The organism is Enterobacter sp. ku-bf2, assembly GCF_001742765.1.
Classification (GTDB): domain Bacteria; phylum Pseudomonadota; class Gammaproteobacteria; order Enterobacterales; family Enterobacteriaceae; genus Enterobacter; species Enterobacter quasiroggenkampii.
In genome coordinates this window covers 300690-315298 of the sequence record NZ_MDVW01000018.1, presented here as the reverse complement: position 1 = coordinate 315298, position 14609 = coordinate 300690, and the positions used below count along the sequence as shown (strand labels likewise).

12 protein-coding genes and 1 pseudogene are annotated in these 14609 nt (G+C 55.3%); 1 reads left to right on the top strand and 12 read right to left on the bottom strand.

Annotated elements, in window-relative coordinates; all coding sequences use genetic code 11:
- Nucleotides 1-18 precede the first annotated feature (18 nt).
- From carA to BFG58_RS24355, 8 genes and pseudogenes are all read right to left on the bottom strand, one after another.
- Nucleotides 19-1167 carry a glutamine-hydrolyzing carbamoyl-phosphate synthase small subunit gene (carA, locus tag BFG58_RS16530; protein WP_010427050.1) on the bottom strand — a complete coding sequence of 383 codons (1149 nt, stop codon included), beginning with the start codon at nucleotides 1165-1167 and terminating at the stop codon, nucleotides 19-21.
- A gap of 454 nt (nucleotides 1168-1621) precedes the next feature.
- The gene (gene dapB / locus BFG58_RS16525) at nucleotides 1622-2443 is read right to left on the bottom strand and encodes a 4-hydroxy-tetrahydrodipicolinate reductase (RefSeq protein ID WP_045907766.1); all 822 of its coding nucleotides are present in this window, start codon (nucleotides 2441-2443) and stop codon (nucleotides 1622-1624) included.
- 205 nt (nucleotides 2444-2648) lie between these two features.
- The gene (ispH, locus tag BFG58_RS16520; RefSeq protein ID WP_045907765.1) at nucleotides 2649-3599 is read right to left on the bottom strand and encodes a 4-hydroxy-3-methylbut-2-enyl diphosphate reductase; all 951 of its coding nucleotides are present in this window, start codon (nucleotides 3597-3599) and stop codon (nucleotides 2649-2651) included.
- Nucleotide 3600: 1 nt separating this feature from the next.
- The gene (gene fkpB / locus BFG58_RS16515) at nucleotides 3601-4050 is read right to left on the bottom strand and encodes an FKBP-type peptidyl-prolyl cis-trans isomerase (RefSeq protein WP_003856450.1); all 450 of its coding nucleotides are present in this window, start codon (nucleotides 4048-4050) and stop codon (nucleotides 3601-3603) included.
- Between the two features lie 117 nt (nucleotides 4051-4167).
- Entirely contained in the window at nucleotides 4168-4668 is a 501-nt protein-coding gene (gene lspA, locus BFG58_RS16510; RefSeq protein ID WP_008502034.1) for a signal peptidase II, read from the bottom strand.
- Nucleotides 4668-7484: an isoleucine--tRNA ligase gene (ileS, locus tag BFG58_RS16505; RefSeq protein ID WP_069720143.1), complete on the bottom strand. Its 2817-nt coding sequence runs from the start codon at nucleotides 7482-7484 to the stop codon at nucleotides 4668-4670. Before ileS ends, lspA begins: the two co-directional genes overlap by 1 nt.
- A gap of 45 nt (nucleotides 7485-7529) precedes the next feature.
- Nucleotides 7530-8456 (bottom strand): bifunctional riboflavin kinase/FAD synthetase, encoded by a 927-nt coding sequence (gene ribF, locus BFG58_RS16500; protein WP_045907763.1) that lies wholly within the window; start codon nucleotides 8454-8456, stop codon nucleotides 7530-7532.
- A gap of 7 nt (nucleotides 8457-8463) precedes the next feature.
- A pseudogene (locus BFG58_RS24355) lies at nucleotides 8464-8670 on the bottom strand (DUF2575 domain-containing protein); the annotation flags it as partial.
- A gap of 115 nt (nucleotides 8671-8785) precedes the next feature.
- Here BFG58_RS24355 and rpsT point away from each other — a divergent pair.
- Nucleotides 8786-9049, top strand: coding sequence for a 30S ribosomal protein S20 (gene rpsT, locus BFG58_RS16495; RefSeq protein WP_003856458.1), 264 nt, complete (start codon nucleotides 8786-8788; stop codon nucleotides 9047-9049).
- Nucleotides 9050-9108: 59 nt separating this feature from the next.
- On the opposite strand, the gene nhaR is transcribed toward rpsT, so the two are convergent.
- From nhaR to dnaK, 4 genes are all read right to left on the bottom strand, one after another.
- Nucleotides 9109-10008: a transcriptional activator NhaR gene (gene nhaR, locus BFG58_RS16490; RefSeq protein WP_032660752.1), complete on the bottom strand. Its 900-nt coding sequence runs from the start codon at nucleotides 10006-10008 to the stop codon at nucleotides 9109-9111.
- 58 nt (nucleotides 10009-10066) lie between these two features.
- Nucleotides 10067-11242 carry a Na+/H+ antiporter NhaA gene (gene nhaA, locus BFG58_RS16485; protein WP_069720142.1) on the bottom strand — a complete coding sequence of 392 codons (1176 nt, stop codon included), beginning with the start codon at nucleotides 11240-11242 and terminating at the stop codon, nucleotides 10067-10069.
- 172 nt (nucleotides 11243-11414) lie between these two features.
- Nucleotides 11415-12560 carry a molecular chaperone DnaJ gene (dnaJ, locus tag BFG58_RS16480; protein WP_008502040.1) on the bottom strand — a complete coding sequence of 382 codons (1146 nt, stop codon included), beginning with the start codon at nucleotides 12558-12560 and terminating at the stop codon, nucleotides 11415-11417.
- Between the two features lie 87 nt (nucleotides 12561-12647).
- Nucleotides 12648-14561, bottom strand: coding sequence for a molecular chaperone DnaK (gene dnaK / locus BFG58_RS16475; protein WP_045907761.1), 1914 nt, complete (start codon nucleotides 14559-14561; stop codon nucleotides 12648-12650).
- Nucleotides 14562-14609: the final 48 nt, after the last annotated feature.

Sequence of the window (14609 nt, the reverse complement as noted above, 5' to 3'; positions counted from 1 at the left end):
TGTCTTCTCGGCTCCTGATTATTTAGCGGTCTTACGGTATTGCTCGATAAGTTCGATGAAGTGATCGAACAGCGGCGCGGCGTCGTGTGGGCCCGGGCTGGCTTCCGGATGCCCCTGGAAGCTGAACGCTGGCTTATCGGTGCGATGAATCCCCTGCAGGGTGCCATCGAACAGCGACTTATGGGTCACGCGCAGGTTAGCCGGCATTGAGGCCTCATCGACGGCAAAGCCGTGGTTCTGCGCGGTGATCATCACCGTGTTGTTATCGATATCTTTCACCGGGTGGTTACCACCGTGGTGGCCGAACTTCATCTTGACGGTGTTCGCACCGCTCGCCAGCGCCAGCAGCTGATGGCCGAGGCAGATGCCGAATACCGGGATGTCGGTTTCCAGGAAGGACTTGATGGCAGCGATGGCGTAATCGCACGGCGCCGGGTCGCCAGGGCCGTTGGACAGGAAAATACCGTCCGGATTCATCTTCAGTACGTCTTCAGCAGACGTTTGTGCCGGCACCACCGTCAGGCGGCAGCCGCGGTCAACCAGCATGCGCAGGATGTTGCGCTTGGCGCCAAAATCGTAGGCCACCACGTGGAACGGCAGCTCGCTCTCTTTTTTCGCTTCCGGCAGGTCGCCTTCCAGCGTCCAGCTACCCTGAGTCCAGCTGTAGGCTTCTGCGGTAGTGACTTCTTTCGCCAGGTCCATGCCGTTCAGGCCCGGGAAGGCTTTCGCTTTTTCCAGCGCCAGCGTCGCATCGAGGTTATCACCCGCGATGATGCAGCCGTTCTGTGCACCCTTCTCGCGCAGCAGACGCGTTAACTTACGGGTATCGATATCGGCAATCGCCACGATGTTATGGCGCTTCAGGTAAGAAGAGAGGTCTTCGGTATTGCGGAAGTTGCTGGCAATCAGCGGCAGGTCACGAATGACCAGGCCCTGCGCATGTACCTGAGAGGATTCTTCGTCAGCCGCATTGGTGCCGACATTGCCGATATGAGGATAAGTAAGAGTAACGATTTGGCGAGAATAGGAAGGATCAGTGAGGATTTCTTGATAACCGGTCATTGAAGTATTGAAAACGACTTCCCCAACCGCCGAACCCGTTGCCCCTATGGCCCGACCGATAAACTGGGTTCCGTCTTCCAGAACCAATAGCGCTGACTTAATCAAAACACCCTCCAGAGAATATTCACTCACTTTATTTGCATATTAATTCATAACCATGTCATGGATCAATGCAAATGTGTTGCCAGCGGATTTTTGGCAAACGGCGGCATTCTGGAGATTTGGTGGGTAAAAGTCAACTTAAAACCGATATTTTGTTTAGTCTTTTGCGTATCTGACGAGGTGAGTGAAGCTTAAGCGACAAAAAGATCAGGTAAATCACTGCGGAAAACGCTTGCGCACCGGTTTTAATGAAAAATGAGTCGGCACAGCATCAAAAAGTGGACCAAATGGTCAAAATTTACATTTCAGTAACGAGAATTAAGTGGAATAGCTATACTTTCAAGGCTAAAGGAACGAAATGAGCACGAAACAGATAAAATAAAAGGGCAATAAATTATTGCCCTATGCAATCAAAGGATTACGACTGCAATAACCACATCACGATGGGTAATAATGCTTACAGATTGTTGAGATCAAGCACATCTCTCATATCAAAAAGACCATTTTTCTTCTCTTTCAGCCACAAGGCGGATCGAACGGCACCATTGGCAAACGTCATTCGGCTGGACGCTTTATGCGTAATCTCGACGCGTTCGCCAATATCGGCGAACATCGCGGTATGTTCGCCGACGATGTCACCCGCCCGGACGGTTGCGAAACCAATGGTGCCCGGCACGCGCTCCCCGGTGTGGCCTTCGCGGGCATAGACCGCGCAGTCTTTTAAATCTTTATCAAGTGCATGAGCAATCGCTTCGCCCATTGCCAGCGCCGTGCCTGATGGCGCATCAACCTTATAGCGGTGGTGAGCTTCGACAATCTCAATATCGGTGTAGTTGCCCATCACCTTCGCCGCCTTCTCCAGCAGCTTCAGCATGACGTTAACGCCCACGCTAAAGTTTGCGGCGAAGACAATCGCAATCTCTTTGGATGCATCCTGGATAGCCTGCTTGCCCGCATCGTCAAAACCGGTGGTGCCGATCACCATCCCCTTGCCGTGCTGACGGCAAAACGCCAGATGCGTGAGCGTCCCTTCAGGACGGGTAAAATCGATGAACACATCGAAGTCATCTTTAACCGCGTCCAGGCTGCTTTGTACGGTGACGCCGGTCTTTCCCGCGCCCGCCAGCTCGCCAGCATCGGTCCCCAGAAGTGATGAACCGTCACGCTCCAGCGCCGCGCCAAGTGCTACGCCATCCATCTGAAGTGCCGCCTGAATAAGCTGACGGCCCATACGTCCACCCGCGCCCGCAATGGCGACACGGATCTGTGCATCATGCATAGTTATTCTCTTACGTTAAAATGATGTAAACCGTTTTCAGATTAACCAGCCTTTCTGAGCACTGCCAACTGAAAACACCAATAATTAGAATTTAACGTGAAACCGACTTAAATATCAGTAAAAGACATGATTTTGTCGTCACGATAAAGTAACGGGTAAAAAAAAGGCCAGCACAGGAGGTGCTGGCCTTTCATCAGAAAAGGGACTATTCGACTTCGCGGGCGTCGATTCTCAGCTCTTTCGGCACTTCGAAAACAATATTCTCTTCGCGTCCTTCCAGCGGCACCGCTTCGCCGCCGCCCAGCTCCTGCAGACGGGAAATGACGTTTTGTACCAGAATATCGGGCGCGGATGCCCCGGCCGTCACGCCTACGCAGGCCGCGTCTTTAACCCACACTTCCTGAATATCCGTGGCATCGTCGATCAGGAACGCCGCCTTCCCCATTCGCTGTGCCAGTTCAGCCAGACGGTTAGAGTTGGAGGAGTTCTTAGAGCCGACCACCAGCACCACGTCCGCCTGTTCAGCCAGTGCGCGCACCGCTTCCTGACGATTGGTGGTGGCGTAGCAGATGTCGTCCTTGCGCGGCCCGACGATTTTCGGGAAGCGCTGACGCAGGGCATCAATCACGTCTGAGGTATCGTCGACGGAGAGCGTCGTCTGGGTCATAAACGACAGGCGCGCTTCGTTTTTCACGTTCAGCGTGAAGACATCTTCAGGCGACTCCACCAGGTACATTCCCCCTTCAGGGTTGCTGTACTGGCCCATGGTGCCCTCGACTTCCGGGTGGCCAGCATGGCCAATCAGGATCGACTCTTCACCACGGCGGCTGGCGCGCGCCACTTCCATATGCACCTTGGTCACCAATGGGCAGGTGGCATCGAAGACGGTCAGATCGCGGCTTTTGGCTTCGTTACGGACCGCCTGAGAGACGCCGTGCGCGGAGAAAATCAGGATCGCACCGTCCGGCACTTCGCTGATCTGCTCGATAAAGATGGCACCGCGTTCGCGCAGGCTGTCGACCACGTAGCGGTTATGCACCACTTCGTGACGTACATAAATCGGCGCGCCGTAAATCTCCAGCGCGTTTTCAACAATGCTGATAGCGCGGTCTACACCGGCGCAGAAGCCGCGCGGGTTAGCCAACAGGATCTGCATTTCAGGCCTCCAGTGCCGGATCGATTTCCAGCACTTCAACATCAAAATGAACGGTACGCCCGGCAAGCGGATGGTTGAAGTCAACGGTAATCGAGTCGCCGTTGATTTCGCGGATCACGCCAGGCATTTCGCTGCCGTCCATAGCGGTAAAGAGCATAATCGCGCCGATTTCCGGTTCACCTGCGTCCATAAACTCGCGGCGCGAGAAATACTGGATCAGGTCCGGGCTTGGCACGCCAAATGCCGCATCCGGCTCCAGCGAAAAGGCTTTTTTCTCGCCCTCTTTCAGGCCCAGAAGCTGCTGCTCAAGACCTTCAGACAGGGAGGTATCGCCAAGACGAAACAGGGCCGGTTTACCGTTATTGCGGGTGGACTCAGCCGTTGAACCATCATCCAGCTTCAGCGTGAAGTGAACGAGAACCGCGCTGTTGCTCTGTACGGATTTAGACATGCAAATTGCTCGCTTGTTTTGGGTCACCTGTTGCCCGGTGGCGCTACGCTTACCGGGCCTACGGGAAGCCACAAATTCTGTAGGCCGGGTAAGCGTAGCGCCACCCGGCATTGATGCTTACGCCTGCTCTTTCGCAGCGGGTTTAGGCAAGAAGCCTTCCAGCACGATTAACGCCGCACCGATGCAAATGGCGCTATCAGCGAGGTTAAAGGTCGCGAAGTGCCAGTCGCCGACGTAGAAGTCGATCATATCGACCACAAAGCCGTGCCACAGGCGATCAAACAGGTTGCCCAGCGCGCCGCCAATGATCAGCGCGTAGGCGATGTTATTCAGCTTTTGCGTTGCCTTCGAGCGGTACATCAGCACCGCCAGGATCACGCAGATACCGAGAGCGATACCCGCAAAGAACCAGCGCTGCCAGCCACCGCTGTCAGCAAGGAAACTGAACGCCGCACCGTAGTTGCGCGCGTAGTGCAGGTTAAGCGACGGGAACAGCGGGACCGTCTCCCCCAGAGCAAAGTTCTGGAGGATCAGGAATTTGCTGCCCAGATCAATAATCAGCACCACCACAACCAGCCACAGCCAGCGCAGTCCTGTTGAACAGAGAGTTTTACTCATCAGGCAAACTTACGTTTTTCGCCGTCACCGGCGACGTTGCTTACACAGCGTCCGCAGATGTCTGCGTGTTCCGCCACCTGACCGACATCGGTGGTGTAATGCCAGCAACGCGGGCATTTCTCACCGTCGGCTTTGCTCAGCGCGACTTTCAGTCCTTTGAGCAGTTCGCTCTGCTGAGCATCAGCAGAAGCCTCGGCATAATCCGCAACTTTCGCACCGGAGGTCAACAGGACAAATCGTAATTCATCGCCCAGCGCCGTCAGCTTCGCCGCCAGTTCTGGCTCCGCGTACAGGGTTACTGCCGCTTCCAGAGAGCCGCCGACTTTCTTATCAGCACGCGCCTGCTCGATAACCTTGTTCACTTCGCCACGCACTTTCAGCAGCTCGTCCCAGAAGGCATCGTTCATCGCTTCGGTGCTGGAGAGATCGAACAGACCTTCGTACCACTCGCCGGTGAAGACATACTTCTCACGATCGCCCGGCAGGTAACCCCAGATTTCATCCGCGGTGAAGGACATGATCGGCGCCATCCAGCGTACCAGCGCTTCTGCGATATGGAACAGCGCGGTCTGGCAGCTACGACGCGCCACGCTGTCCGCTTTCGCGGTGTACTGGCGGTCTTTGATGATGTCGAGGTAGAACGAGCCCATCTCAATGGAGCAGAAGCGCATCAGGCGCTGCACCACTTCGTGGAAGTCATAAGACTCGTAGGCCTTCAGGATATCTTCCTGCGCCGCTTTCGCGCAGCCTACCGCCCAGCGGTCCAGAACGACCATCTCTTCCGGTTTCACCATGTCTTTTGCCGGATCGAACCCGTTCAGGTTCGCCAGCAGGAAGCGCGCGGTGTTACGGATACGACGATAGCTGTCGGCAGCGCGTTTCAGGATCTCGTCAGACACCGCCATTTCGCCGGTGTAGTCGGTAGAGGCCACCCACAGACGCAGAATGTCTGCGCCCAGCTTGTTCATCACATCCTGCGGAGAAACGGTGTTACCGATAGATTTGGACATCTTACGGCCCTGACCATCCACGGTGAAGCCGTGAGTCAGTACCTGACGGTAAGGCGCTTTACCCTTCATGGCGGTAGAGATCATCAGAGATGACATGAACCAGCCGCGGTGTTGGTCAGACCCTTCCAGATACATATCGGCAGCGTGACCGGCAAACTCCGGACGCACGTCAACCACGGAGGAGTGGGTAGACCCGGAATCGAACCACACGTCCAGGGTATCCGGCACTTTCTCGTAGTTATCCGCATCAGCGCCCAGGATGTCGCGGGCGTCGAGATCCCACCACGCCTGAATGCCGTCAACTTCGACGCGCTTCGCCACTTCTTCCATCAGTTCCAGGGTATTCGGGTGCAGCTCATGCGTCTCTTTATGCACGAACAGAGACATCGGCACGCCCCAGGTACGCTGACGGGAGATACACCAGTCAGGACGGTTAGCCACCATGGATTCGATACGCGCCTGGCCCCAGTCAGGGATCCACTGCACGCCTTTGATCTCTTTCAGAGACTGCTCGCGCAGGCCCTTCTGATCCATGCTGACGAACCACTGCGGGGTCGCACGGAAGATGATCGGGGTCTTGTGACGCCAGCAGCACGGATAGCTGTGCTGCATTTTTTCAACGTGCAGCAGCGCGCCGCTGGTACGCAGCATGTCGACGATAATGTCGTTCGCTTTGAAGACGTTGATACCGTCCAGCGCCGGGTAGGTGCCAGGCAGGTAAGAACCGTCCGGGCCAACCGGGTTAGCGATTTCCAGACCGTACTTCAGGCTGATGTTGTAGTCGTCAGGACCGTGGCCACCGGCGGTATGTACCGCACCGGTACCCGCTTCCAGCGTCACGTGGTCGCCGAGGATCGCCGGAACGTCGAAGTCCAGGAACGGGTGTTTGAAGCGCATCAGCTCCAGGGCGTCACCTTTCACGGTGCCCAGCACGGTGTAGTCAGTGATATGCGCGCGCTGCAGCACGCTCTCAACCAGATCTTTCGCCAGGATAACCGCCTGACCGTCAATCTGCACCAGCGCGTATTCGAACTCACCGGACAGGGAGATCGCACGGTTGGCTGGCAGGGTCCACGGGGTGGTGGTCCAAATCACCAGAGAGATCGGGCCGTTTACCGAGGCGACGCCAAATTTGGCTTTTACCGCATCCTGATCCACCGCGTGGAAAGCCACGTCGATAGACGGAGAGGTTTTGTCGTAATACTCCACTTCCGCTTCTGCCAGCGCAGAACGGCAGTCCACGCACCAGTGCACCGGCTTAGCGCCTTTATGCAGGTGGCCGTTACCGATGATTTTGCCCAGCGCACGGATAATGTTGGCTTCCGTTTTGAAGTCCATGGTCAGGTACGGGTGCGACCAGTCGCCCAGCACGCCCAGACGGATGAAGTCAGCACGCTGACCGTCAACCTGCGTGGCTGCGTATTCGCGGCACTTCGCACGGAACTCGGCGGCGGTGAACTTCTCACCTGGCTTGCCGAACTCTTGCTCGACTTTCAGCTCGATTGGCAGACCGTGGCAGTCCCAGCCCGGAACGTAAGGCGAGTCATAGCCCGCGAGTCCTTTGGACTTCACGATAATGTCTTTCAGAATCTTGTTAACCGAGTGACCAATATGAATGCTGCCATTCGCATAGGGAGGGCCATCATGCAGAATGAAGGTTTTTTTGCCTTTTTTGGCTGCACGAATGATGCCGTACAGGTCATCATCGGTCCAACGCGCCAGCATTCCCGGTTCGCGCTTGGCGAGATCGCCGCGCATCGGGAACCCTGTTTCCGGCAAATTCAGGGTTGATTTATAGTCACTCATCAGATTCTCGGTTCCGTATTTATCACGTAGGCAGTTAAGCCGGTTCTAAAGCCCAAAAAACTCGCGGGCCGTCAATTCATCTCGCGCAATTTGCGCTTTGAGTTCATCCAGCGAACCAAATCGCTGCTCATTGCGTATTTTTTTACGCAGTATTACATCTATATGGCGACCATACAGGTCCATTACAACGTCCAGCAGGTGCACTTCCAGCTGTTGACGCACACCGGCGACGGTCGGACGCGTGCCAATATTGGCGACGCCGTAGAACGGCTTATCGCCCAGTCCTGCCACTTCTACCGCATAGACCCCTTTAACCGGGGAAACCTGACGACGCAGCGGTATATTCGCCGTCGGGAAACCTATCGTGCGGCCCAGCGCATCGCCATGGACCACGCGGCCAGAGATGGTGAACGGATGCCCCAGCAGGGTTTCTGCCGTATCCAGTTCATCATCGGCCAGTGCCCGGCGTACCGCCGTGCTGCTGACGCGCACGCCGCCTTCACAGAAGGTCATCGCGCTGGTGACGTCAAAACCGTACTCCAGACCAGCCTTCTGTAATAGCAAGAAATCGCCCTGACGACCAGCGCCAAAGCGGAAATCATCGCCCACGGCAAGAAACTGCACGCCAAGACGCTTAACCAGCAGGTCGCTGACGAAATTTTGTGCTGTCAGCGCGGCAAAGCGGCGATCGAAACGTACGCACAATACGTAGTCCACGCCGGACTCAGCCAGATAGCGCAACTTCTCGCGCAGGCGTGTAAGACGGGCGGGAGATTTATCGCCCGCGAACAGCTCCAGCGGCTGCGGTTCGAAAATCATCACTACAACGGGCAGACCACGGGCCTCCCCTTCTTTACGCAATCCCTGCAACAGCGCCTGATGACCACGATGCACGCCGTCGAAATTACCAATGGTCAGCACGCACCCGTGCGGGGCTCTGCTGAGATTATGTATGCCGCGTATCAGCTTCATGTCTGGCTCAAAACAGTGAAAATCGCCAAAGTATACCTTGTACAGCGGTTAAGGTTAACCGGCGATTGTTCGTGCAAAACAGAAAGCCGTAATGATTTCATCAGGCTGACCTTTCGCAGCGAAAAAATCTGCTCGCGAACTGCGATTTTTATGCCGAAAAGCTGTATTCACGAACAACAAGCTGGTAGAATCCTGCGCCATCACTACGTAACGTAGCGTCGCCACATTAACGGCGCTTATTTGCACAAATCCATTGACAAAAGAAGGTATAGAGGGCATATTCCTCGGCCTTTGAATTGTCCACATAGATCATATTTGGGAGTTGGACCTTGGCTAATATCAAATCAGCTAAGAAACGTGCCGTACAGTCTGAGAAGGCTCGTAAGCACAACGCAAGCCGTCGCTCTATGATGCGTACCTTCATCAAGAAAGTATACGCAGCTATCGAAGCTGGCGACAAAGCTGCTGCGCAGAACGCATTTAACGAAATGCAACCAATCGTGGATCGTCAGGCTGCTAAAGGTCTGATCCACAAAAACAAAGCAGCGCGTCATAAAGCAAACCTGACCGCGCAGATCAACAAACTGGCTTAATCGCCGCTTGTTGTTGCTTGTTTTAAAAGAACCCGCTTAACGCGGGTTTTTTTATGTCTTCAGATTGCCGGTGGCGTAAACAGCGCCGAGTAGTCACGGTTACAGATTCGCTGTACCGCGGGGTGCTGAATCATTCTTTCGGCAAATATGGCGTGATACTCCTCCATCACGTTATCCACTCTGCCTATCTCCGTAATCTTGTCATCCGAATAGAGATCGTGCGCGTAGAGCGTCGGCGCAACAAAGATGGCGTTATGCGCTTCACCAAAGGCTTTCATCAGCGCCGCATCGTCGAACTCACCGAGGATTTCCACCTTCAGCCCCTGGGAATTAAACCAGTTCAGCAGCTTGCGTCCGAGCATGGAACGCCTTCCCGGCACCAGCAGGCGACGCTCTTCCAGGCAGGCCGGGAAGGGTTTCTCCGGCGGCGGATTAATGCACCAGAAGCTCACGCCGCATTCTCCAATCTTCACCGAGAACAAGCCTTCCTGCTGCGTGGAGTCAATCGGGCAGTCCGAGATAATCATGTCCAGCTTGTGCTGGCTTAGCTGTTCCAGCAGCATCTCGTGAGTGGATTCAAAGCAGCGAAGATGAATTTGTTCATCTTCAACCACCGCCGCGTCCAGCACGCCGCTCACCAGCCGTTTGGACAGCGCATCCGCCACGCCAACATCAAAAAGCAGGTTCGACTCTTTGCGGTAGTTGACGATATCCAGCATCTCCTGGCTCAGGGTGAACATCTTGTCCGCGTAGCGGAAAACCAGTTCACCCAGTTCGCTGGGTTCAATCCCGCGCCCCTTACGCTTGAACAGCTTGCCCTGCAAACGCTCTTCCAGCGCCTTAATTTGCCCGGTGATGGTTTGCGGCGTCAGGTAGAGCGCCTCTGCTGCCCCGACCACCGATCCCTGTTTATAGACGTGCCAGAAGTAGTAAAGATGGTTGTAATTTAAATGAGACATCGCGTCTTCTCTCCCTGAGTGTGGATCGGGAGAAGGCTCGCCTCCTCCCGGTGTTCCGTTATGCCTGGACGGCCTGTCCGGACAATTTTACCTTCAGCAAGGTATAACCGATTACCGCGGCCAGTAATGACCCGATAAGAATGCCGAGTTTCGCCCAGACGATCAGCTCAGGCGCATGCGCGCCAAACGCCAGCGTCGAGATAAAGATCGACATCGTAAACCCGATACCACACAGCACGCCGACGGCCATAATCTGCTTAAACGTAGTGCCGTGCGGCAATGACGCCAGCTTCAGTTTCGTCGCCAGCCAGCAGAAGATACTAATACCCAGCGGCTTGCCGATAAACAGCCCGGCAATAATGCCCAGCGGCAGCACGGACGTTAGCCCGTCCAGCGTCACCCCGCCGAGGGAAACGCCCGCGTTGGCAAACGCAAACAGCGGCAGGATCATAAAGGCGACCCACGGGTGCAGCACATGCTCCAGCTGTTTGGCAGGCGACTTGCCGTCCTGCGGCTTCAGCGGCACGAAGAAGCCGACGATCACCCCAGCCAGCGTGGCATGCACGCCTGATTTCAGCACCGCCGTCCACAGCACCATCCCCACGAGGATGTAGATACCGATGCGGCGCACATTAAAGATGTTCAGCAGCGCCAGCACCGCAATCGCCCCGGCAGCCACGCTCAGGGACAGGATCGACAGATCGCTGGTGTAGAACAACGCGATAATCACAATGGCGCCAAGGTCATCAATAATCGCCAGCGCCATCAGGAAGATTTTCAGGGCTACCGGCACGCGGCTTCCCAGCAGGGCCAGCACCCCGAGCGCAAAAGCGATATCCGTCGCAGCCGGGATTGCCCAGCCGTGACGTGCGATCGGATCCTGCCAGGTGAACGCCAGAAAGAGCAGCGCCGGCACCACCATCCCGCCGAGCGCAGCAATGACCGGGAACGCCGCACGCTGGCGGCTGGCAAGCGAACCCAGCACCAGCTCACGCTTAACCTCAAGCCCCACAAGCAGGAAGAACACCGCCATCAGCGCATCGTTGATCCAGAGCAGCATGTTCTTGTTGATTTCCAGCGCCCCGACCTTCAGTTCAACGGGCGTTTCCAGAAAAGCATGATACAGATCGCGGGTCATTCCGACGTTGGCCAGTACCATCGCGGCCGCAGCAGCCATAATCAGGATCACGCCGCCGGATGCCTCACTGCTAAAGAAACGGTGTAGTAATTTCACTTTAGTTCTCTCTTTTACAACAATACCTCGATAAAACCATAATACCAAGCCAGATAGCTCGGCAAAAACAGATTAATATTGAGTATAGGTTCAGTTTAACCGAGCAATACCGATAAAAAGAAAAAGCCCGGAATCGCTTCCGGGCTTTTGCGGATGAAAACCAGCTAGTCGATTAGCGGGTCAAATCATCGAAGAATTTTTTGACGCCATCGAAGAAGCTTTTGGAGCGCGGGCTATTTTTCTCACCCGTCGGGCCACCGAAACTCTCCTGCAACTCTTTCAGCAGCTGTTTCTGCTTGTCGTTCAGGCCAACCGGCGTTTCCACGACGACGCGGCACAGCAGATCGCCCTGCGCACCACCACGAACGGATTTAACGCCTTTACCGCGCATGCGGAACAGCTTACCGGTCTGGGTCTCGCCCGGGATCTTCAGATTGACGCGACCATCCAGCGTCGGTACTTCAATTTCGCCACCGAGTGCCGCCATCGCGAAGTTGATCGGTACTTCACAGTACAGGTTGTTCCCTTCGCGCTCGAAAATCGCGTGCTGTTTCACCTGCACCTGAACGTACAGATCGCCTGCCGGTGCGCCGTGTTCACCTGCTTCACCTTCGCCCGCCAGACGAATGCGGTCGCCCGTATCGACGCCAGCTGGGATCTTAACGGACAGGGTCTTGGTTTTCTCAACGCGACCGTGGCCGTGGCACTTGGTGCACGGATCTTTAATCAGCGTACCGCGACCGTGACAGTGCGGACAGGCCTGCTGTACCGCGAAGAAGCCCTGACGCATCTGCACCTGGCCGGAGCCGTGACAGGTTGGACAGGTCTGCGGCTGCGTACCCGCTTTCGCGCCGCTGCCGTGGCAGACGTCACACTCTTCCAGCGTCGGAATACGGATCTCTTTGGTGACGCCGCGAACGGCCTCTTCCAGCGTCAGATCCATGTTGTAGCGCAGATCCGCGCCGCGCGCCGCGCGCTGACGACCACGACCGCCGCCGAAGATGTCGCCAAACACATCGCCAAAGATATCGCTGAAGTCAGCGCCGCCGCCAAAGCCGCCGCCACCGAATCCACCGCCGCCCATGCCGCCCTGTTCAAAGGCTGCGTGACCGTACTGGTCATAGGCCGCACGTTTTTGTGCATCGGTCAGGACTTCATAGGCTTCTTTGATCTCTTTAAATTTGGCTTCAGCCTCTTTGTCACCCTGATTACGGTCCGGGTGGAATTTCATGGCCAGGCGCTTATACGCCTTTTTGATTTCACGCTCTTCCGCAGTTTTCGGAACGCCTAAAATCTCGTAATAGTCTTGCTTTGCCATTGGTTTTTTTAAGCCCCTTAACATGCGAGCACGGGCGTGGAGAGTTCTCCTACGCCCGTGCCGATTAATTACCCTGCATCAGGGCGATTATTTTTTGTCTTTAACTTCTTCGAACTCAGCGTCGACAACGTCGTCGTCTTTCGCGTTGTTCGCAGAAGCGTCAGCGCCCGCCTGCTGTTGAGCGTGCTGCTGCTGAGCGATTTCCATCAGCTTCTGGGAAGCCTGTGCCAGCTCCTGCATTTTCGCTTCGATGTCCGCTTTGTCTTCGCCTTTCAGAGACGTTTCCAGTGCGCTCAGTGCAGCTTCGATAGCAGTTTTGTCTTCCGCTGGCAGCTTATCGCCGGCTTCTTCAACCTGCTTACGGGTGCTGTGCAGCAGATGGTCACCCTGGTTACGGGTCTGAACCAGCTCTTCGAACTTACGGTCGGATTCCGCGTTAGCTTCGGCATCGCGAACCATTTTTTCGATTTCTGCTTCGTTCAGGCCAGAAGATGCCTTGATGGTGATCTTCTGCTCTTTACCGCTGTTTTTGTCTTTCGCAGACACGTGCAGGATACCGTCAGCATCGATGTCGAAGGTGACTTCGATCTGTGGCATGCCGCGCGGTGCCGGGTTAATACCGTCCAGGTTGAACTGACCCAGAGATTTGTTATCCGCCGCACGCTTACGCTCACCCTGCAGCACATGGATGGTTACCGCAGACTGGTTGTCTTCAGCGGTAGAGAACACCTGGCTGTGCTTGGTTGGGATGGTGGTGTTTTTGTTGATGAGCGCAGTCATCACACCGCCCATGGTTTCGATACCCAGAGACAGCGGGGTAACGTCCAGCAGCAGTACGTCTTTCACTTCACCGGTCAGTACGCCACCCTGAACCGCAGCACCAATTGCCACCGCTTCGTCCGGGTTAACGTCTTTACGTGGCTCTTTACCAAAGAACTCAGCCACTTTCTTCTGGACCATTGGCATACGGGTCTGGCCACCAACGAGGATAACGTCGTTGATATCAGACACGGACAGGCCAGCGTCCTGCAGAGCAACTTTCAGCGGCTCGATAGAACGGTTCACCAGGTCTTCTACCAGGCTTTCCAGTTTCGCACGGGTCACTTTGATGTTCATGTGTTTAGGACCGGTCGCGTCTGCGGTGATGTACGGCAGGTTCACGTCGGTCTGCTGAGCGGAAGACAGCTCGATCTTCGCTTTCTCAGCGGCTTCTTTCAGGCGCTGCATAGCCAGCGGGTCGTTACGCAGGTCAATGCCCTGATCTTTCTTGAACTCGTCAACGAGGTAGTTGATCAGACGGGTATCGAAGTCTTCACCACCCAGGTGGGTATCACCGTTGGTTGCCAGAACTTCGAAGGTTTTTTCGCCGTCAACTTCGTCGATTTCGATAATAGAGATATCGAAGGTACCACCACCCAGGTCGTAAACCGCGATAGTACGGTTGCCGACTTCTTTATCCAGACCGTAAGCCAGTGCAGCCGCGGTTGGTTCGTTGATGATACGTTTTACTTCCAGACCTGCGATACGGCCAGCATCTTTGGTTGCCTGACGCTGAGCATCGTTGAAGTAGGCAGGAACGGTGATAACAGCTTCAGTTACCGGCTCACCCAGGTAATCTTCAGCGGTTTTCTTCATTTTTTTCAGCACTTCAGCAGAAATCTGCGGTGGTGCCGTTTTGGTGCCTTTCACATCAAGCCATGCATCGCCGTTATCTGCTGCGATGATTTTGTAAGGCATGATGGAAACGTCACGCTGAACTTCTTCGTCCTGGAAGCGGCGGCCGATCAGGCGTTTAATCGCAAACAGGGTGTTTTGCGGGTTTGTCACTGCCTGACGTTTAGCCGGCTGACCAACCAGAGTTTCACCATCCTGGGTATAAGCAATGATAGAAGGCGTGGTGCGATCGCCCTCGGCGTTCTCCAGCACGCGTGCAGTAGTGCCATCCATAATCGCTACACAAGAGTTGGTTGTACCCAGGTCGATACCAATAATTTTACCCATCTAAACGTCTCCACTAAAAATTCAGTCAACATGTGGTTGTGTACCTGT

Coding starts and splice junctions, on each gene's coding strand:
- fkpB (WP_003856450.1), bottom strand. CDS start 4,050: ATGTCTAAATCCGTACAGAGCAACAGCGCGGTTCTCGTTCACTTCACG.
- nhaR (WP_032660752.1), bottom strand. CDS start 10,008: ATGTCTCATTTAAATTACAACCATCTTTACTACTTCTGGCACGTCTAT.
- ribF (WP_045907763.1), bottom strand. CDS start 8,456: ATGAAGCTGATACGCGGCATACATAATCTCAGCAGAGCCCCGCACGGG.
- dnaJ (WP_008502040.1), bottom strand. CDS start 12,560: ATGGCAAAGCAAGACTATTACGAGATTTTAGGCGTTCCGAAAACTGCG.
- ispH (WP_045907765.1), bottom strand. CDS start 3,599: ATGCAGATCCTGTTGGCTAACCCGCGCGGCTTCTGCGCCGGTGTAGAC.
- dnaK (WP_045907761.1), bottom strand. CDS start 14,561: ATGGGTAAAATTATTGGTATCGACCTGGGTACAACCAACTCTTGTGTA.
- ileS (WP_069720143.1), bottom strand. CDS start 7,484: ATGAGTGACTATAAATCAACCCTGAATTTGCCGGAAACAGGGTTCCCG.
- dapB (WP_045907766.1), bottom strand. CDS start 2,443: ATGCATGATGCACAGATCCGTGTCGCCATTGCGGGCGCGGGTGGACGT.
- lspA (WP_008502034.1), bottom strand. CDS start 4,668: ATGAGTAAAACTCTCTGTTCAACAGGACTGCGCTGGCTGTGGCTGGTT.